At 35.7% G+C, this 18,562-nt stretch carries 19 protein-coding genes; 6 read left to right on the top strand and 13 right to left on the bottom strand.

Features of this window, described 5'->3' with window-relative positions:
• Positions 1 to 159 precede the first annotated feature (159 nt).
• The 3 genes from KIK00_RS16775 to KIK00_RS16765 all read left to right on the top strand — a co-directional run bounded on the left by KIK00_RS16775 (position 160) and on the right by KIK00_RS16765 (position 3,520).
• A complete protein-coding gene (locus KIK00_RS16775; RefSeq protein WP_255813507.1) occupies positions 160 to 1,080 on the top strand; it encodes a M28 family peptidase in 921 nt (306 codons plus the stop codon).
• Positions 1,081 to 1,315: 235 nt separating this feature from the next.
• Positions 1,316 to 3,154, top strand: a complete 1,839-nt coding sequence (locus KIK00_RS16770; protein ID WP_255813506.1) for an ABC transporter ATP-binding protein — start codon at positions 1,316 to 1,318, stop codon at positions 3,152 to 3,154.
• A gap of 18 nt (positions 3,155 to 3,172) precedes the next feature.
• On the top strand, positions 3,173 to 3,520 hold the full coding sequence (locus KIK00_RS16765) for a DUF1801 domain-containing protein (RefSeq protein ID WP_255813505.1): 348 nt from the start codon (positions 3,173 to 3,175) through the stop codon (positions 3,518 to 3,520).
• 52 nt (positions 3,521 to 3,572) lie between these two features.
• Here the strand turns inward: KIK00_RS16765 and KIK00_RS16760 are convergent, their stop codons facing one another.
• The 9 genes from KIK00_RS16760 to rsfS form a co-directional block, all read right to left on the bottom strand.
• The gene (locus KIK00_RS16760) at positions 3,573 to 5,384 is read right to left on the bottom strand and encodes a hypothetical protein (protein ID WP_255813503.1); all 1,812 of its coding nucleotides are present in this window, start codon (positions 5,382 to 5,384) and stop codon (positions 3,573 to 3,575) included.
• A gap of 294 nt (positions 5,385 to 5,678) precedes the next feature.
• Positions 5,679 to 5,999 (bottom strand): helix-turn-helix domain-containing protein, encoded by a 321-nt coding sequence (locus tag KIK00_RS16755; RefSeq protein WP_255813502.1) that lies wholly within the window; start codon positions 5,997 to 5,999, stop codon positions 5,679 to 5,681.
• Between the two features lies 1 nt (position 6,000).
• Positions 6,001 to 6,414: a transposase gene (locus KIK00_RS16750; RefSeq protein WP_255813501.1), complete on the bottom strand. Its 414-nt coding sequence runs from the start codon at positions 6,412 to 6,414 to the stop codon at positions 6,001 to 6,003.
• A gap of 99 nt (positions 6,415 to 6,513) precedes the next feature.
• Positions 6,514 to 7,260, bottom strand: a complete 747-nt coding sequence (locus KIK00_RS16745; protein WP_255813500.1) for a Two component regulator three Y domain-containing protein — start codon at positions 7,258 to 7,260, stop codon at positions 6,514 to 6,516.
• Between the two features lie 672 nt (positions 7,261 to 7,932).
• Positions 7,933 to 8,589 carry a phosphatidylserine decarboxylase family protein gene (locus tag KIK00_RS16740; protein ID WP_255813499.1) on the bottom strand — a complete coding sequence of 219 codons (657 nt, stop codon included), beginning with the start codon at positions 8,587 to 8,589 and terminating at the stop codon, positions 7,933 to 7,935.
• Between the two features lie 4 nt (positions 8,590 to 8,593).
• Positions 8,594 to 9,466, bottom strand: a complete 873-nt coding sequence (locus KIK00_RS16735; protein WP_255813498.1) for a phosphatidate cytidylyltransferase — start codon at positions 9,464 to 9,466, stop codon at positions 8,594 to 8,596.
• 24 nt (positions 9,467 to 9,490) lie between these two features.
• Positions 9,491 to 10,072, bottom strand: coding sequence for an LUD domain-containing protein (locus tag KIK00_RS16730; protein WP_165790439.1), 582 nt, complete (start codon positions 10,070 to 10,072; stop codon positions 9,491 to 9,493).
• Between the two features lie 135 nt (positions 10,073 to 10,207).
• Positions 10,208 to 12,229 (bottom strand): ATP-dependent zinc metalloprotease FtsH, encoded by a 2,022-nt coding sequence (ftsH, locus tag KIK00_RS16725; RefSeq protein WP_255813497.1) that lies wholly within the window; start codon positions 12,227 to 12,229, stop codon positions 10,208 to 10,210.
• 20 nt (positions 12,230 to 12,249) lie between these two features.
• Entirely contained in the window at positions 12,250 to 12,615 is a 366-nt protein-coding gene (gene rsfS, locus KIK00_RS16720) for a ribosome silencing factor (protein WP_047376360.1), read from the bottom strand.
• Between the two features lie 87 nt (positions 12,616 to 12,702).
• On the opposite strand from rsfS, the gene KIK00_RS16715 reads away from it, so the two are divergent.
• A complete protein-coding gene (locus KIK00_RS16715) occupies positions 12,703 to 13,416 on the top strand; it encodes a biotin--[acetyl-CoA-carboxylase] ligase (RefSeq protein WP_255813496.1) in 714 nt (237 codons plus the stop codon).
• Here KIK00_RS16715 and KIK00_RS16710 read toward each other — a convergent pair.
• The 4 genes from KIK00_RS16710 to KIK00_RS16695 form a co-directional block, all read right to left on the bottom strand.
• Entirely contained in the window at positions 13,410 to 14,522 is a 1,113-nt protein-coding gene (locus KIK00_RS16710; protein ID WP_255813495.1) for an LptF/LptG family permease, read from the bottom strand. The two genes, KIK00_RS16715 and KIK00_RS16710, sit on opposite strands and share 7 nt — an antisense overlap.
• Before the next feature lie 6 nt (positions 14,523 to 14,528).
• On the bottom strand, positions 14,529 to 15,659 hold the full coding sequence (tgt, locus tag KIK00_RS16705; protein WP_255813494.1) for a tRNA guanosine(34) transglycosylase Tgt: 1,131 nt from the start codon (positions 15,657 to 15,659) through the stop codon (positions 14,529 to 14,531).
• Between the two features lie 66 nt (positions 15,660 to 15,725).
• Positions 15,726 to 16,094 carry a DUF4296 domain-containing protein gene (locus KIK00_RS16700; protein WP_255813493.1) on the bottom strand — a complete coding sequence of 123 codons (369 nt, stop codon included), beginning with the start codon at positions 16,092 to 16,094 and terminating at the stop codon, positions 15,726 to 15,728.
• An 87-nt stretch (positions 16,095 to 16,181) separates the two neighbouring features.
• A complete protein-coding gene (locus tag KIK00_RS16695) occupies positions 16,182 to 16,898 on the bottom strand; it encodes a polyprenol monophosphomannose synthase (protein ID WP_255813492.1) in 717 nt (238 codons plus the stop codon).
• A gap of 341 nt (positions 16,899 to 17,239) precedes the next feature.
• Between KIK00_RS16695 and KIK00_RS16690 the strand changes: the two genes are divergently transcribed.
• Both KIK00_RS16690 and KIK00_RS16685 read left to right on the top strand, forming a co-directional pair.
• Positions 17,240 to 17,809 (top strand): DUF4271 domain-containing protein, encoded by a 570-nt coding sequence (locus KIK00_RS16690; protein WP_370647712.1) that lies wholly within the window; start codon positions 17,240 to 17,242, stop codon positions 17,807 to 17,809.
• Between the two features lie 12 nt (positions 17,810 to 17,821).
• Complete coding sequence (locus KIK00_RS16685; protein WP_047376669.1) at positions 17,822 to 18,562, top strand: uroporphyrinogen-III synthase; 741 nt, start codon at positions 17,822 to 17,824, stop codon at positions 18,560 to 18,562.

Here is an 18,562-nt window from a genome sequence, read left to right as displayed (position 1 = left end):
GATTTTTTGAGTGAGAACAGCTTCTTTTTAGGAGCTGTTTTTTATTTATCCAATACTTTTATTGACATCATTTACTCTGTCAGATCAATTAATTTATGTACATTCATGCAACTTTTCGGTTGTAAACGCGACAGATCATATAAATTTTAATAAAAGACAATGAAAAAGCTAACATTTCTTACTTTATCACTATTCTCCATATTCACTTTTGCACAGGAAGTTTCAAAAGAAAGGGTGAAAACCGTCCTTTCCACACTGGCATCGGATGAAATGAAGGGACGTGAAATCGGAACTCAGGAAAATGAAAATGCAGCCAATTATATTGCCAAGCTTTTCAAAGAAAATAATCTGGAATACTGCACCGGAAAATCTTATCTGGTACCGTTTGATTATAATGGGAAAACGGTATACAATGTCTGTGGTATCAAAAAGGGAAAAACAGATCAGTATCTTGGATTCTCAGGGCATTTTGATCATATCGGAACCAGTGACAAAAGTGGCGACAATATTTATAACGGAGCAGATGATGATGCCAGCGGAATTACTACTCTGGTAGGTATTGCCGATTATTTTAAAAACAAAAAGCCTGAATTTTCAATGGTGTTTATGGCATTCAATGGCGAAGAGAAAGGAATGTTAGGTTCAACAGCTATTTCCACAGATAAAAATCTGGATCCTATTTATAATAAGATGACTGCTCTTTTCAATTTTGAAATGGTAGCCACAGAATCACAGTGGGGAAAAAATGCATTATATATGACAGGAGACGGATTCTCTGATCTTGATGAACTTTTCAATAAAAATGCAGTAAACGGATTAAAACTCAATGCAGATCCTTATGCAAAACAACAGCTGTTCTACCGTTCAGACAATGTAAGCTTTGTAAAAAAGAAAATCATTGCCCATTCATTCTCTACAGTAGACATGACGAAAGCTTCTCATTATCACCACGAAAATGATGACATCAACATCGTAGATTTTGATAATATGACGCAGATCATCAATAACTTTGGAAAAACTTTGGATAAGTTGAACCCTAAAAATTTTGCTCCAAAGTATAATGACCAGGTAAATTTTTAATTAGATTATTATATCAAAACCGCTATTTCAGCGGTTTTTTTTATTAAACAGCAATACCTTCTTATCTCCTGTTCTCACGTCATCACCAGGGTTAATTTATTCAAAAAACAAAGCTTAATACCACTGAGTTGTAACAAAAAGACATTTTTTGAAACTTATCCATTAAAGTAAAACAGGATTAAGGACGTCTTATCTTTTAATTTTACGTAATTTTGCTATCCAATTTTTTCATTGAATGAACCAATATATTAAAATACTGAAGTTCGCAAGACCTCACCAAAAATACATCTATGGGAGTTTGTTTTTCAACCTTATGTATTCTGTTTTTCAGATTGCTTCCTTAGGGACTATTCTACCGGTTTTGGGAATGCTTTTCGGAACCATTGAGGCTAAAAAATACAGCAAACCACCTGTTTATTCGGGAGAAATTTTAGATTTTTTCTCTTACGCAAAAGAGTATGCCAATTATTATGTTCAGAGTTTAGTAACTGAGCATGGAGCACTTAATGTTTTGGCTTGGCTTTGCGTAATAACAGCTTTTATGTTTTTACTGAGAAACCTTTTCAGATATTTAGGTTCGTTTTTACTGATCAATTATCGTGTAGGCGTTACTCAGGACCTTCGTGGAGCGATGTACAGAAAGATTCTTTCTTTACCCGTTTCCTTTTTTACAGAAAGCAGAAAGGGAGATCTGATGTCTCGTATGTCAAATGACGTGGGTGAAGTTGAAGGTAATATTCTGGGAAGCTTAGTTGAATTGATCAATGCACCTTTTATGCTGATAAGCACACTGGTGACTCTTTTCTTTTTAAGTACTGAGATGACTCTTTTCTCACTTCTTGTATTGCCTGTAATGGGAACTATGATTGCTTTAATAGGAAAAAGCCTGAAAAAAGACTCTCACGAAGCCCAAAATGAAATGGGAACTATTTTCTCGATTGTAGACGAAACATTGAAATCTACCAAGGTGATTAAGATTTTCAGTGCAGAAAAAATAATGGACAACCGTTTTATGCAGTCAATGCAGAAATGGATCAACAGCTCAATAAGATTAGGCAGAAAAAAGGAACTGGCATCTCCAATGAGCGAATTTTTAGGTTCGGTTACGTTCTTAATTATCGCTTGGTATGGTGGAAAACAAATCATTGTAGAACAAAGTATTTCACCTGCAGATTTCTTGGTTTTCCTGGGTATTTTCTTCCAAATCTTACCTCCTGTAAAAAGTTTGTCTCAGTCAATTTCGAATGTACAGAAAGGAGAAGCTTCTCTTGAAAGAGTTTTAGCAATTCTGGATGCTGATGTGAAAATTGATGAAATAGCAAACCCTGTTTCCATCTCAACATTAAATCATTCTATCGAGTTTAATAATATTGGCTTTTTCTACGATAAAGATCATACGATTCTTAAAAACTTTTCACTTTCTATTCCAAAAGGGAAAACAGTTGCTCTTGTCGGGCAAAGTGGAAGTGGTAAAACAACGATTGCCAATCTTTTAGCAAGATTCTATGATGTTTCTGAAGGAGAAATCATGATTGACGGAACCAATGTCAAACATTTAAAGTTAGATGAATACCGCAAGCTCCTAGGTATGGTAACACAGGAATCCGTATTATTTAATGATTCTGTTTACAATAATATTCTGATGGGTAAACCTGATGCTACAAGAGAAGAGGTGATTGCTGCCGCAAAAATTGCCAATGCAGATGCATTTATCACCACACTTCCTGAAGGATATGATTCAAATATCGGAGATGATGGCGGTAAACTTTCCGGAGGTCAAAAACAAAGAGTTTCTATTGCAAGAGCAGTATTGAAAAACCCACCAATTATGATTCTGGATGAAGCAACCTCTGCACTGGATACGGAATCTGAAAGATTTGTACAGGATGCACTGGAAAAAATGATGGAAAACAGAACTTCTCTGGTAATTGCCCACCGTCTTTCAACCATTCAGAAAGCAGACTGGATCGTAGTAATGGAAAAGGGTGATATTGTAGAGCAAGGAACACATCATGACCTGATTGCTAAAAAAGGAATGTATAACAAGCTTGTTGAACTTCAAAATTTCGACTAATATTTTAATTCAATTAAAATGAACCCTATACAAGAGTATTTCTACAGAATCGAAGAGCCTGAAAGAAGTACTCTTTTATTTTTGCGTGATTCTATCTTAGCTTCAGATCCGGAAAATATTACAGAAACATTCAGTTTCGGGCTTCCGTTTATCAAGTACAAAAAGAAAATGCTGTGTTATTTTTATTACAGCAAAAAATACAAGAAACATTATATCAGCTTTTACCACGGTGACAAACTGGATTATCCGGAGCTGATTCTGGATGGCAGAAAGAAGTTTAAAATCCTCTTAATTGACACTGAAGAAGATCTCCCGGTAGAATTCATATTAAACCTTACAGAAGAGATTAAAAAGTATATAAAATAAAAAACTCCGGCACGAATCATCGTACCGGAGCCTTCTTTAAAAACCCTTTTTATCATTTTGTGTTTATTCCACTGAATTCTGCCTTTTTAATCGCCCAGGCTAAAGCGTTGGCATAGAATATTGAGTTGTATACATTCATTTCATAAGCAGCAGCACCATTTCCATAATTTGGTTTAGCAATTGGCTTATAATTAGTATCCGCATAGAACGGACATATAGTATCTGAGGTATTTGGAGAAGTAACTGTTCCACATTGAGAGTTGAATCCACCATCTCCTACCCAGATGAAGTTTAAAGTATTATGTTTAAATGCAGTTACACGACCTACAGTTCCAGATGGTGAAGCCGTAGAGATGTTTGTATCTCCTGAATATACTGTAATTTCACTTGTAGGAAGTCCTGTTGCATAGGTTGTAGAAGAAGCATCTTCTCCCCATTGCAATCCTCTTATATCACCAAAAGGACCATTCAGGATTTCATCATTTGTCATGGGCAGTTTATAGATAGCTCCGGCACTGTTTACACTTCCGGTATTTACTGATCCGTCAAAAACATTTCTGAAAAGATTCTGCATTCCGCTGTTACTTTCAGAATAAGCAACGATTACACCTCCTTTTGCCAGGTAATTTTTTAACACTTGTGCATCTGCAGCATTCATTCCCCATGCATATCCTATTACAATAATATCTACAGGATTGGCTCCGGTTGTCCAGGTTGTCAGCTGTGCAGCACTCGGACTGTCTGTACCGTCTATGATCTGATCCCACCCTTCGTATTTTACGATACTGTTGGCCAATGTTCCAAAATTAGCTGCTGCTTTAGTTACCATACCTGATGGAGAAGTTCCTGATACATTATATCCACAACCATTTGCACCAGCTCCGATTGTTAAAAGCTTTTTCTTTGGAACAACAACAATTACATTGACCGTACATGTAGTTGAAACCCCACCCTGACTGTCAGAAGTAATTGTTATTGTTTTTACAGCTGTGGAGGAAGGTGAGCCTGTGCCCTGCAACGTAACACTCTGATTTCCTGTAGCAGTAAATACTCCTGAACCACTGAAAGAAATTCCATCAACCGTATTGGTTGTAATGGTATAACTCCCCAATGCCGTCACATTCACAGGCAAAGTAATCGTATTGGAAGCCGTAAGAGCTGTTCCTACTTTGTACACTCCATTTACTGTTGCACTTCCACAGCTCATGGTATATGTTCCTGCAGGGCTTAGCACCGTAATAGAGATCGCAGGAGTACAGGTAACAGCCGTTCCGTTGGCTTCAAGTGACACGTTATCTGTCTGGATATTCTGAGGAGCTCCCTGTCCTGGGATCTGTACCGTTTGTGTTCCTGTATTTAGAAATACTCCGGTTCCGTAAAAATTATATCCGTTGGCAGTAGTCCCGGAAATGGTATAATTACCCGGTTTTGTTACATTCACAGCAATGTTTAGGTAATTGGAATTAGTAAGTTCTTTTCCTTTTACATAACTTCCCATTGCTTTTGAAGTGGAACAGTCTATGGTAAAAACAGATTTCCCCATCTGTCCGCAGACACTTTTCCATTCATTATCCGCAAGACTCCAGTAATTGAAACAATCTTCTGTGGTATTGTAAATCGTCAAACCATCATCTTTGGACTGATTGATTGTAATGGCATTTCGCTGCGCTTCAGTTAATCTGGGAATAAGGATTCCTTTGTTATTGTTTCCTGAGATGACATCCAAAACAGAATTAGCATTAGGGGTAGTGGTATTAATTCCTACTGCTCCATTATTGGCTTGAGAATAAAATTTTCCAAAGGCAAATAGCAGTGCTATCAGCAAGACTTTGATTGGGGGAATTGTAAATTTTGGTTCCATCATTTTTAAGTTATATTGTTTAATGAGTAAAATTTTCAACTAAGTCATTTGACCGTCACAAAATTATCATCCTCAGACAATTACAAATTAATTTCCCCTACGCAATACTACTCACGCGTAGTAAAACTCACAAAACACCAATAACTTACAATTCTGAAAAAGAACAAATAAAAAGTTGAGTTATTTAATAAAACCCAACCATAAATTAAAAAATCAAAATCTAAATAATGTAATAACAATTATTTCCCATTTATTAAAGAAAATAATGTCATTAGATTAAACAAAACACAAAATCATTTATACTTTAAAAATAGTTTTCCACTTTGCAATTGTATTTCTGCTTATTTTAAACTGTTTACCAAGCTGAAGGTTGGTAAGCTCATTCTGTTTTTGATATCTTAGAATTTTCAAGATAGAATCTTCATCATAAGAACGCAGCCTTTGATTATTGAATCCAACCATATATTCCGGTTCTCCAAAAATCAGTTGATTAAATTTAAGAATATCAATAGCTGAGTGCAATGTTTCCAGCTTAAGCCTGATGGCAGCATCTATTAATTTTTCAGGGAACTTCTCTTCAAGAATATCGGTATAAATCTGCTTGTAATCAGGAATCATATTATATTTTTTTCATCCATTTATATAAAGTTGTCTTGGGAATTTTATACCTTTCAACCACATCATTGGCCGTCATTGTTCCGGTTTTAATTCTATTAAGTATAAAATCCTTTACCTCTTGTGTGTAGATACTTTTCCTGAAAAGCATAGTGCTCTCTTTTTCTCTGAATGCGTTATCAATTCTTGACTGTGGAGCATACAAAATAAGATGACCTGTATAGAATCTAAAAAAATCAAATTTTAAAAGTTTACACCATTTCATCAGAATATCCGTATCAATACTTTTTGCCTGATACATCATTTCTACATCATCTTCCGGTCTGTCTAAAAATCTGGAGATTCTTTCTATTGAAATCTGCTGCTCTTCCACTTTGGTCCGGATCAGGCTCCCAATATGAATGTTCTTAATATTCATCACAATGTTTTTATAAGTAAAAATATTGATAAGAAAAACAAAAAATATCATCACCCGGCACTCAACACTACGCATAAGTAACAAAAATCGGAATTTTGTTTATATTTTAATCAAAAAGCTATTGATATTGACCTCAGAGGATATATTCAGTTTCTTCCGGATCCTATATTTTTTACTCTCTACAGCACGAATACTGTGGTTGGTACACTGTGCAATCTTCTTGGTATCAAAATCAAGCTTCATCAAAGCACAGAAATAGAGTTCAGAATGAATGAGATTAGGATTTATTTTTAAAATATCAGGAATAAAATGAGGAAAAAATATCTGAAATTTTTCAAAAAACATGGGCGAATTATTTTCTGCTAAACTTAAAATTTCCTGGATGTTTTCTTCTGAAAGATGATTGATCAGCATCTGGTGTTTCATCAGTTCTGTATTCGTTTTCACCAGATCCTTGATGGTAGAGTCTTTCTCTTTTTTATCGGAAATCAAACCATGAATCAGTGCGTCTTTCTGAGTGACAAAAACAATATCCATCAGGAAAGAGGCAACGGAAAATAAAATATTCAGCAATTTTATTGTTTTAAAATCCTCTTTTTCTATAAATCTGCTTTTAGGCAGGAAATCGAAATCAAAGTAAAGACATGCAATAAAGTTTATACTGATCATGAAAGCAATGAAGAAAATTACAAAAGCATCTTTTTTATAGTTCAGAAAGAATGGGACAGCAAATAAAAGACAAAAATAAAAATACTCTACCCCTGCATTTTTGTAAGTATAAATATTAAAAAAGCTTACTATAAAGGTCAGCAGTACAAATATAAAGATAACAGCCCTTTTCAGCACATTTCTGAATCGCCGTGTCTTACCCTTTATTGCCATTAAAAACAACCAGAAAAAGGTAATAACGGTAAGAAATATCGAGATTAACATATCCCCGAAAAAAGTGATAATAAAAATGGAATAAAACAGGAATATGAAAAACAATAAAAGCAGATACCGGTTAATAAGATGGAGATAACTACTTTCAAAATCATCATCCATGTTCTCTGCTTCGTCGTTGATCACCCTAAAGAAAAACTTATAAATCATTTTGTTGTTTTTTATGTTTTCACAAGCTCAGGTTGGCATCTGTACTACTGATAGCATAAATTTCCCAATATTAATAGCTTTTAAATAAAAACTCACAAAACAAAATATAGGTCTGTAATTTTTAGCAGTAAAAGAGTGTGATTTGTGTTTTTCAGTTACAATTTACTAAAAATCCAACATTAAAATTATCAAATAAAAACTCATTTTCAAAAAAATTAATATCTATTTGTTCTCTCTCATTTAAAAATATAAATAGCTTGTGTTTTTAAACAAGCAAAATTATTAATACAAATAAAAAAGTATTCTTTCCCTGATACGCAATATTACTCATGCGTAGTTAAACTCAAATCAACAGATCATCCTTATTCATCCAATAAAAAAGAGAGCCATAAAGGCTCTCTTTTCTGCTTATATATTATAAGAATATTAATTTTCTTTCAGTTTGGCGATAACATCCTCACCTCCTTTTGTAATATCTCCGATTTTACAGATAATCTCAGTATCCAAAGGTAGGAATACATCCATTCTGGAACCGAATTTAATAAATCCGAACTCATGTCCGGCTTTTGCCTTATCGCCTTCATTACAGTAGAAAACAATCCTTCTAGCTACATAACCGGCAATTTGTCTGAAGACAACTTTATGATTGGTCATAGTCTGTACTGCTACAGTAGTTCTTTCGTTCTCTGTAGAAGACTTTTCATGCCATGCTACCAGATATTTTCCCGGGTGGTACTTTTTGTAAATCACTTCACCCGAAACCGGATATCTACAGATGTGAACATTCAGCGGGGACATAAAAATAGAAACCTGAAGGGCTTTTCCTTTTATAAATTCATCTTCATCCACTTCTTTGATCATTACCACTTTTCCGTCCACCGGAGCTATCACGTTTTCTTTGTGATCCAGAATATTACGATCCGGAACCCTGAAGAACCAGAAAACTAAACCGTAAATAACCAACAAAGGCATGATGATCACTAGTGACCATATTTTAAGGAAATAAATTGCTAGAGCGCCCAGAATAATAAAAAGCAGGGTCGCAACGGTAATCGTTCCTTTTGATTCTCTATGTAATTTCATGAGACTAAATAAATTTTTCTAAAATAAAGTACAAATATACAACAGGAACGCAGATAATAAAACTATCCAGCCTGTCTAAAACTCCACCATGTCCCGGAATGATGTTTCCACTGTCTTTCACACCGAAATTTCTTTTCAATTGGCTTTCTACCAGATCCCCTAATGGAGCAAAGGCAGCAACCAAAAATCCTACAACCATCCAGTTCCCTCTCAGTTCAGGCTGATAATGTTCAATAAAGTAGGATAAAACCAATGTTAGCACTACGCCACCTGCATATCCTTCCCAAGTTTTTTTAGGAGAAATTTTAGGTGCCATTTTATGTTTACCTAAGAACTTCCCCACCAGATAGGCAAAGGTGTCACTACTCCAGATCAGGATAAACAGGAACAGAACCTCCAAAGAGAAACTGTCATTATAACTGGAGAACTTGGGTAGCCCCAATGCAAAACTGAATGGGAGCGCTACGTAAATAACGGTAAAAATAAGTTTCCCGCTGTCGAAGTATAATTCGTTGGGATATTTGAATAAAGTAACCACAGCAATCCCAATAAGAGCCAGTGCCAGTATTTCACTGAGCCTGAAATCAAAAAAGAAATCGTGGTTGAAATATCTTTTGGAAAAAATATAGAATATAAAAATGACCAATGGATATACCACCCATTTTTCATAGCCGTTACCAAACTTCATGATTTTGACACACTCCCATGTTCCAACAACCAGTAACAGACTCATTAAGCCATAAAAAAGGTACTGCTGTTTGATAAGGCCAGGGGCAATGCTGTTCAACAGTTGCGCTCCCAGTGGAGTCGAACAAAGTACAATGACGGCTACATAGACTATACCTGATACGGTTCTTTGAATGAGATTTTTATCCAAAATTTAAAATTTAGAAGTGGTTGCTTAATCTTCAAGCAGCAATAAAAACAGTTTTGTATTGGAATTGGAAGAACTGTCCATTTTAGACTGGCTTCCGCTGATGGAAGTAAGGTTCTTGATATTTCCGTTTCTTTTTATTTTCCCCATAGCATCATTCAGGTTGTTTACAATCTGAGAAACATTGGCAATGATGATAATTCTATCAGGAAGTCTTGAAGAATGATAATGAAGAATATTATTATGCGAAAGCATGATCCTGCCATCATAGGCGATCAGATATTCACATGTGATGAATGCAGCATCATTAGACGGCTGCAGTTCTGAAGTATATGTAGACTTCACAACGTTCAAAAAGTTCTGAAGTTCTTTATCCCAACAGAAAAGGTTGTGAATACCTTCTATTTTGATAATTTGATTTAAAGTTTGTAGAGCCTCCGCTTCATCTGCACAATAATTAAAAAATCCCCCCGAATGCGTAAATAATTGCGCAAACTTATAGTCAAGATCCGCATTTTTCAGCGAATCCCCAAGCTTCTCCAGGCTCTGTTTGTCCTCTTCTTCAGGCTGGTTGGTAAGTTTGCTTACAATCCTCTTGAATAAATTCAACTTAATCTATTTTTAGTCAACTTTATACAAAAATAGAAAATAAATTACAATAGAGTTCAAAATATCTCTTTAAATATGAAAAAACCTGACAATTTTGAAGTTGTCAGGTTTTGTAAGGTATATTTTTTAAGAGTATTAAAGCTGTGTCGGGCTTTCTGGAGCCTGTATTTCGCTTTCTTCTTCTTTTTCTTTGATCTGAGGTGTTTCCACTACTACCGGCTGATCTTTTTCAGGAATAGTGTTGGTAACAGGCTTCTCTGTCAATTCCGGATCCCATGCTCTTTTTCCGAATATTTCTTCTAAGTCTTCACGGAAGATCACTTCTTTTTCTAACAATTTATTTGCCAGGGCATCTAATTTATCTTTATTTTCTTCCAAAATCCTTACTGCTCTTTCGTACTGATTTTCGATAATCAATTTGATCTCTGCATCAATTTTAGTAGCAGTTTCTTCAGAATAAGGTTTTCCGAAAGAATATTCTGACTGTCCTGAACTGTCGTAGTAAGAGATGTTACCGATATTCGGGCTTAATCCATAGATTGTTACCATTGCCTGAGCTCTCTTTGTTACTGTTTCAAGGTCAGAAAGTGCTCCTGTAGAGATATTGTTGAATATCACCTGTTCTGCGGCTCTTCCACCCAATGTTGCACACATTTCGTCCAGCATTTGCTCAGTAGTGGTAAGCTGTCTTTCTTCCGGAAGATACCATGCTGCCCCTAAAGAACGACCTCTTGGAACAATCGTCACTTTTAAAAGTGGTGATGCATGTTCTACTAACCAAGAGATTGTAGCGTGACCTGCTTCATGATAAGCAACTCTTCTCTTTTCAGATGGCTTGATTGCCATATTTTTCTTCTCAAGTCCACCGATAATTCTGTCTACCGCATCCAGGAAGTCCTGTTTTGTAACAGAAGTATGGTTATATCTCGCTGCGATCAATGCTGCTTCATTACAAACATTAGCAATATCTGCCCCGCTGAATCCAGGAGTTTGTTTTGCTAAGAAATCTCTATCTACATTATCATCAAGCTTGATTTTTTTCAAGTGAACATCAAAAATCTGTCTTCTTTCGTGAAGTTCCGGAAGGTCTACATAGATAGAACGGTCAAAACGACCTGCTCTCATTAATGCTTTATCAAGAATATCTGCTCTGTTGGTAGCTGCCATTACAATGACATTTACGTCTGTTCCGAAACCGTCCATTTCGGTAAGAAGCTGGTTCAGTGTATTTTCTCTTTCGTCATTTCCGCCGGAGAAATTATTTTTTCCTCTTGCACGTCCGATAGCGTCAATCTCATCAATAAAGATAATCGCCGGAGATTTTGCTTTAGCCTGAGCAAAAAGATCTCTTACTCTTGAAGCTCCTACCCCAACAAACATTTCAACGAAATCTGAACCTGAAAGTGAGAAGAACGGAACTTTAGCTTCACCTGCAACAGCTTTTGCCAATAAGGTTTTACCGGTTCCCGGAGGGCCTACTAAAAGGACACCCTTAGGAATTTTACCTCCCAGTTTAGTATATTTTTCAGAGTTTTTCAAGAAATCTACCACTTCCTGAACTTCTTCTTTAGCTCCTTCCAATCCTGCAACATCTTTAAATGTCACCTGAATTCTTTCTTTTTCGTCAAAAAGCTTCGCTTTAGATTTACCGATAGAGAAGATTTGTCCGCCAGGACCTCCGCCACCGCCCATCTTTCTGAAAAGGAGAAAGTAGAATAATCCAAGAATAGAAATCCAAACCAGCGCAGGAACCAAGATGTCCATTAATGCGCTTTTCCCTGTTCCGTAATCTTTTGTTGTTTTAATAACCGGATTGCTGGCTTTGACCTGTTCAAATTTCTGAAGGAAAAGCTGAAGGTCTCCGTATTTCACAGAAAAATCTGCTTTAGGAGCCATTTCGAAGGCAGAAAGAGGGTTGTTTTCTTTACCAGCTTTGGAAACCATTGCTGATTTTGCTTCTTTTGTTAGGAAAACATCAGCTTTCTCTATGTCTTTGTATATAATTATATTCTGGACTTTCCCCGCCTGCATTTCTCTAAAGAAACCATCCTCATCAATAGATTTTGCGCTATCACCTCCAAGGAAATTGGAGCCAAAGAAAAGCAAAAGAGCTATGATTGCAATTGGAAAGAACCAGTTGAATCCTTTATTATTCATTTAGACTTTTTAAATTTTTATTATTCATTTTCAATTTTGGTAATGACTGCGTCACCCCAAAGCTCTTCTATATCGTAGTACTCACGTACCTGTTTTTGGAATATATGAACGACCACTGAAACGTAATCTACCAATACCCACATAGCATTTTCAGTACCTTCTACGTGCCAAGGTCTGTCCTGCAGTTCGTTTCTTACTTTTTTCTCAACACTTCCTGCCAATGCAGCCACCTGTGTATTTGAGTTTCCGCTACATATCACGAACGTTTCTGCTACGGAGTTTTCGATGTTTGAAAGATCGAAGATCATAATGTCTTCTCCTTTTACATCCTGGATAGCTTCAACGATTTTATCTATTAACGCTTGTTTTTCTGCTGTTTTATTCATTAAAAAAATACTATAATCTGCAAATTTATTGTTTTTTCTTTACTTTAACCTTACTTTTACCTTCTTAATGTCTTAAAGTTTTCTTAAATGAGTCAACTCTTCTACCTGAAAGAATGTTCTTCTACTAATGACGAAATATCAAAGTTTTTACTTTACGAAAATTCAGATTTTATTGGACTGCATACTTTTAATCAAACTAAAGGCCGTGGTCAGTATGGAAATGTCTGGACTCAAACTGCTGGAAAAAACCTGGCTTATACGCTGGCAGTGAATACTCAGAACATCTTGTGCTCCGATTTTATATTCAATTACTATACCGCAATGGTTATCCGGGATTTCCTTGCCAATTTGTCTGAATCAGAGGTAAAAATCAAATGGCCGAATGATATTATCCTTAAAGGTAAAAAAATCGTTGGAATTTTAATAGAAAAGAAAAAAATTAATCAAAATAATTATTTCATCATAGGGGCAGGAATCAATATTCTTCAGGACAAATTTGATGAAATATCCAATGCAGGATCACTCCTGACGCAGACAGGCAGTCAATTCGACCTGGAAGAAGTTTCATTAAATTTTCATGAATATTTGTCTGAGAAACTGAAAACCATTCCTTCTGAGCAGGAAATCCTTGATAGATTCAATGCAAATCTTTTCAGAAAAGATATGATCTCTGTCTTTGAGATTGAAAAAGAGCGACAAAATGGCATCATCCGAAATGCAGACGAAAAGGGTGAACTCTGGATTGAACTGGAAGACGGAATGCGTTCCTTTTATCATAAGGAAGTAAAATTACTTTACTGATTGGCTCTTTTGATATACAGATAAAGGGTAAGTGGCAAAAATACTATATTGGGCAGCCACATTGCTACAGCGGGAGACAAACTTTTATTTTCTGAAACCACTTTCAAGGCTTCAAATGAAAACACAAAAATAAAGGCTAATGAGATCCCTATTGCCAGGTTAATCCCTAATCCTCCTCTCTTTTTTTGTGATGACAATGAAAGTGCCAGGAATGTCAGAATAATGATAGAAACAGGCATTGATGTTCTTTGATGAAGCTCATTCAGATAAGAGTTCAGGTTACTGTTTCCTCTTGCCTTTTCTCTTTCAATAAATTTTAAAAGTTCCGGAGTGGTTTTATTTTGTCCCAAAAGTTCGTTAGGGAAAAGTTCTTCCGGTGAGTGCCCGTAGTTTTTCCTTAATTCTATCCCGTTGCCGAGTTTTTCAGTATTGTCTTTATTGATTGTTTTTTCCAGATAATTATTTAAAACAAACTGCTTTTTTGCATTATCCCAATACACTTCACTTGCTTTAAGCTCATAAGTCATTTTTCTGTCTTTATCATATTTCTGATAGACAAAACTAGAACCTCTTTTTTCTCTTTTGTTCCAGGAATCAACAAAAATATATTCTGTTTTGCTCAGCTGTGAAGAGGCAGGAGCTGTTCCTAAAATCTTTTCTTTATTGGCAGCATTATAGGTATATGCTTCCAGTTCATTTTTCTTAATATTAGCCCATGGCAGCACCATATGGTATACCACAAGGGCAATCAATCCGATAAAAATGGAGGTTACCAGATAGGGTTTGGAAAACCTGTGAAAACTGGCTCCACTGCTGATAATGGCAACAATCTCAGTATTATTTGCCATCCTGGAGGTAAAATAAATCACTGAGATAAATACCAGAATGGAAAGGAAAGTCACTACAAGATTGATGATCCAGAAGGGATAAAAATGAATAAGGAAATAGGTCAGATCCAATTTCGGATCAATGGCCTTGGCATTTTCTATTCTTGGAATCTTCTGCTGAACATCAATTACCAATACGACTATAGACAACAATACCAACATGAAACTAAAAGTTCCAAGGTATTTTTTAATGATATATCTGTCTACAATTTTAAGCATATTCTCTTACAGTCTTTGTCTAAGAACCGGTACTACAGATTTTTTCCATTCGTAGAAATCTCCGGCAATAATATGTTCTCTGGCTACTTTTACTAAATCAAGATAGAATGCAAGATTATGAATCGAAGCAATCTGTTTTGCCAAATATTCTTTAGATACAAACAGGTGGCGAAGATACGCTTTTGAATATTCACGATCCACAAAACTGGTCCCAAATTCATCCAAAGGAGAGAAATCACGCTTCCATTTTTCATTTTTAAGGTTCATCACCCCCTGCCATGTGAAAAGCATTGCATTTCTTGCATTTCTTGTTGGCATTACACAATCCATCATATCAATTCCCAGTCCAATAGACTCAAGGATATTCCATGGAGTTCCTACTCCCATCAGATATCTTGGTTTTTCTTTTGGAAGGATATCTGTCACTTCATCAGTGATTCTGTACATTTCTTCTTCAGGCTCTCCTACAGAAAGCCCACCAATCGCATTACCTTCTGCTCCTGCTTCAGAAATTACTTCTGCAGAGATTTTTCTAAGGTCAGAATAGGTAGATCCCTGAACAATAGGGAAAAGTCTTTGTTTATATCCGTATAATTCAGGATTATCATTAGTCCATTCAATACATCTTTTCAGCCAACGGTGGGTAAGCTCCATAGATGATTTTGCCTGGTTATAATCGCAAGGATAAGGAGTACACTCGTCAAAAGCCATGAAAATATCGGCTCCGATCTGTCTTTGAATCTCCATTGATCTTTCCGGGGAAAACATATGGTAACTTCCGTCGATATGAGATTTGAATCTCGCACCTTCTTCCGTCATTTTTCTGTTACTCGCCAGTGAAAATACCTGAAAACCTCCTGAATCGGTAAGAATAGGAAGATCCCAGTTCATGAATTTATGTAAACCACCCGCATCCTGCATCGTTTCCATGCCCGGACGAAGGTAAAGGTGGTAAGTATTTCCCAGAATAATCTGTGCTTTAATGTCTTCTTTTAATTCTCTCTGATGAACTGTTTTCACACTTGCTACAGTTCCCACAGGCATAAAAATAGGAGTTTGAATCTTCCCGTGATCTGTGGTAATTTCCCCTGCCCTTGCTTTTCCTTCAGAGGTTTTTTCTATATTAAAAAATTTCATCTCTCTACTTTTTTAATTCACCTTGTTATCAGTGATTTCTTATAGGTTAGAAGCTTCGGTAACGTTTTACCTTACCAAAGGTATTACAGCTCCATTCTGTTTCAGTTTATCCTTTACGTATTTATCTGCTTTCGGATCTTTTTTCAGCAATATTTCCTGTGCATCATTGGCGATCCCATCCATTTCTTCTTTGATAACGTAATATTTGAAGCTTTCTACAAAGTCATCAGATTTTACTTTATGTGACTTCAGAACGGCTCTTGTTCCTGCTTCCATATTTTTATCAGGATATACATAGATTGCCTGATCATTGATCGCAAGATCTGCAATGATTTCTGCCATTACGCCCTTATCGATCAGATTTTTAGGCTTATCAATATAATCGCTGCACGAAAACATGCCCAGCAAAACGAAAATAAAGATCAGCTTTTTCATCAGTTTATTTTTTATATTTTTTAATGATCTGATGGAACTTCGCATATACATATTCTTCTGTCTGTAAAGAATTGTTCATGCTTTGTTTCATAGTCTATTGATGATTGATTTCCACTTTAAGTTTAACACTCCAAAAACTGCTTCATGGATAATTCCGCCGTTCATTTTGCTTTCTCCTAAAATTCTGTTGGTAAATATAATAGGAACTTCTACAATTCTGAAGCCTTTTTTAAATGCTCTGAATTTCATTTCTATCTGAAACCCGTACCCTTTCAGTCTTACATTATCCAATCCTATTTCTTCCAATACATTTCTTGAAAAACAGACAAATCCCGCTGTAGTATCATGAATTGGAAGTCCCAATACGAACCTTACGTATTTTGATGCAAAATAAGACAGCAATACTCTTCCCATGGGCCAGTTGACCACATTCACTCCTTTTGAGTAACGGGAACCTATGGCCATATCTGCATTTCTGCATGCTTCAAACAATTTCGGCAGGTCATTGGGATTATGAGAAAAATCGGCATCCATCTCAAAGATGTAATCATATTTATTTTCGATAGCCCATTTAAATCCATGAATATATGCCTTTCCCAACCCGTCTTTCAAATGTCTTATTGAAAGATGCAGATAATGTGGATGTTTCTTCTGCAATTCTTTTACAACCTCTGCTGTTCCATCCGGAGAGGTGTCATCCACCACTAAGATATGAAAGTCATCCTCCAATGCAAAAACCGCGGAAATAATATTTTCAATATTTTCCTTTTCGTTGTATGTGGGGATAATGACGAGTTTTTTCATTTCAGTTTGCAAAGATAGTTTATTTAACCTTTTTATTTTATACAAAATAATCTATAATTTTGCAAAAATATTTCTCAGGGATTAAGCGGATGAAACAGAAACTTTTATTCAACAGATCTAAACAATACGTAAAATCGATGAGAGCAAATATTTTAACTGCGGATATATGAAACAGGTGACAGGAAAATCTGTGCCGGATTGTGCTATCAGAAGTTAAATAATAAATAATAAAAACTTAAATTTTGCCATCATCACAACACTTCATCAATCATGTAAGAATACCTGAGAATAATGATTGGGTAATCTTTATCCTAGTGGGCTGTATATTTTTATATGTCTTTATGATGAACGTCATAGAAAGGGATGCCAGTCTCAAAGATTTTCTGCTTCAAAAATATTTTGATGCGAGTAACAACCTTCCCAGCTGGATCATCACTTCATGTGTGACGACGCTCACATTATCTGTTTTAATTTCGCAGTACATTCCTATTGTGCCGAAATACATTGCCGATCTTCAGCTTTTTGGGTATCAGCTTAATAAATTCGGGTATACTTTGCTGGCTGTACTGTTTTTTTATTTAGTAAAATCAACATTCGGGTTTTTATTTTATCAAAGTATAGGTGACGGAAAAAAATGGACTGTTTTTTATTTTACCTCCACAAAATTTTATTTCATTCTCACATTTTTGCTAATAATTCTTTGTGTAGCCCATTATTACTTCCCTATAGACAGAAATAAAATGTTCTTGTATTATTTTTGTTTCTTTTCTTTTGTATTCATTTTCAAAGTTTTTTTCTACTTATTTCACAAGAACAAGATTCTTCCCGAAAAATGGTATTATAAATTTTTGTATATTTGCACCCTCCAAATCGCACCATTATTATTGCTTTGGAAGTTGTTATTTTTTTAATAAATGTCAATGATGAGAATAAAGTCTATATTGGTTTCTCAACCAGCGCCTAGTGAGTCTTCTCCATATTTGGATATAGCGAAGAAGGAAAAAATAAAGATTGATTTCCGTCCATTTATCCACGTCGAAGGGGTTGACAATAAAGAGCTCAGAACACAGAAAATAGATCTGACGCAGTATACAGGTATTATTTTTACCAGTAAAAATGCGATTGACCATTACTTCAGACTTGCGGAAGAACTTCGTTTTGCCGTTCCGGATACAATGAGATATATCTGCCAGTCGGAAGCAATTGCCAACTACCTTCAAAAGCATATTGTGTACAGAAAAAGGAAAATCAGCTTTGGGGAAAAAAACTTCTCAGATCTGCTTCCTCTTTTCAAAAAATTCCCAACTGAAAAATATCTGTTGCCATCTTCAGATGTTTTGAGTCCGGATATTGTGAAAACCATGGATGCATCTAATGCAGACTGGACAAGAGCAATCATGTACCGTACCGTATGCAGCGACCTTACAGATATCAACATTAAAGATTATGACATGCTGATCTTCTTTAGTCCGCAAGGAATCAAATCGCTACAACAAAATTTCCCTGACTTCAAGCAGGATGAAACAAAGATCGGTGTTTTCGGAAACACGACTTTGGCAGCTGCAGAAGAAGCTGGATTAACAGTAGATTTAATGGCACCTACGAAGGAAACTCCTTCTATGACAATGGCCCTTGAAAAGTATATTAAAGCACTTCATAAATAG

This window comes from Chryseobacterium sp. MA9 (genome assembly GCF_024399315.1).
In the GTDB taxonomy this organism is placed as follows: Bacteria; Bacteroidota; Bacteroidia; order Flavobacteriales; family Weeksellaceae; genus Chryseobacterium.
The sequence above is the reverse complement of the archived record's forward strand: the minus strand, read 5'-3'. Positions and strand labels throughout refer to the sequence as shown.

Excerpts from the sequence above, each read along its gene's own strand:
- KIK00_RS16775 (WP_255813507.1), top strand. The coding sequence starts at position 160 with ATGAAAAAGCTAACATTTCTTACTTTATCACTATTCTCCATATTCACT.
- KIK00_RS16770 (WP_255813506.1), top strand. The coding sequence starts at position 1,316 with ATGAACCAATATATTAAAATACTGAAGTTCGCAAGACCTCACCAAAAA.
- KIK00_RS16765 (WP_255813505.1), top strand. The coding sequence starts at position 3,173 with ATGAACCCTATACAAGAGTATTTCTACAGAATCGAAGAGCCTGAAAGA.
- KIK00_RS16760 (WP_255813503.1), bottom strand. The coding sequence starts at position 5,384 with ATGATGGAACCAAAATTTACAATTCCCCCAATCAAAGTCTTGCTGATA.
- KIK00_RS16755 (WP_255813502.1), bottom strand. The coding sequence starts at position 5,999 with ATGATTCCTGATTACAAGCAGATTTATACCGATATTCTTGAAGAGAAG.
- KIK00_RS16750 (WP_255813501.1), bottom strand. The coding sequence starts at position 6,414 with ATGAATATTAAGAACATTCATATTGGGAGCCTGATCCGGACCAAAGTG.
- KIK00_RS16740 (WP_255813499.1), bottom strand. The coding sequence starts at position 8,589 with ATGAAATTACATAGAGAATCAAAAGGAACGATTACCGTTGCGACCCTG.
- ftsH (WP_255813497.1), bottom strand. The coding sequence starts at position 12,229 with ATGAATAATAAAGGATTCAACTGGTTCTTTCCAATTGCAATCATAGCT.
- rsfS (WP_047376360.1), bottom strand. The coding sequence starts at position 12,615 with ATGAATAAAACAGCAGAAAAACAAGCGTTAATAGATAAAATCGTTGAA.
- KIK00_RS16715 (WP_255813496.1), top strand. The coding sequence starts at position 12,703 with ATGAGTCAACTCTTCTACCTGAAAGAATGTTCTTCTACTAATGACGAA.
- KIK00_RS16710 (WP_255813495.1), bottom strand. The coding sequence starts at position 14,522 with ATGCTTAAAATTGTAGACAGATATATCATTAAAAAATACCTTGGAACT.
- tgt (WP_255813494.1), bottom strand. The coding sequence starts at position 15,659 with ATGAAATTTTTTAATATAGAAAAAACCTCTGAAGGAAAAGCAAGGGCA.
- KIK00_RS16700 (WP_255813493.1), bottom strand. The coding sequence starts at position 16,094 with ATGAAAAAGCTGATCTTTATTTTCGTTTTGCTGGGCATGTTTTCGTGC.
- KIK00_RS16695 (WP_255813492.1), bottom strand. The coding sequence starts at position 16,898 with ATGAAAAAACTCGTCATTATCCCCACATACAACGAAAAGGAAAATATT.
- KIK00_RS16690 (WP_370647712.1), top strand. The coding sequence starts at position 17,240 with ATGATGAACGTCATAGAAAGGGATGCCAGTCTCAAAGATTTTCTGCTT.
- KIK00_RS16685 (WP_047376669.1), top strand. The coding sequence starts at position 17,822 with ATGAGAATAAAGTCTATATTGGTTTCTCAACCAGCGCCTAGTGAGTCT.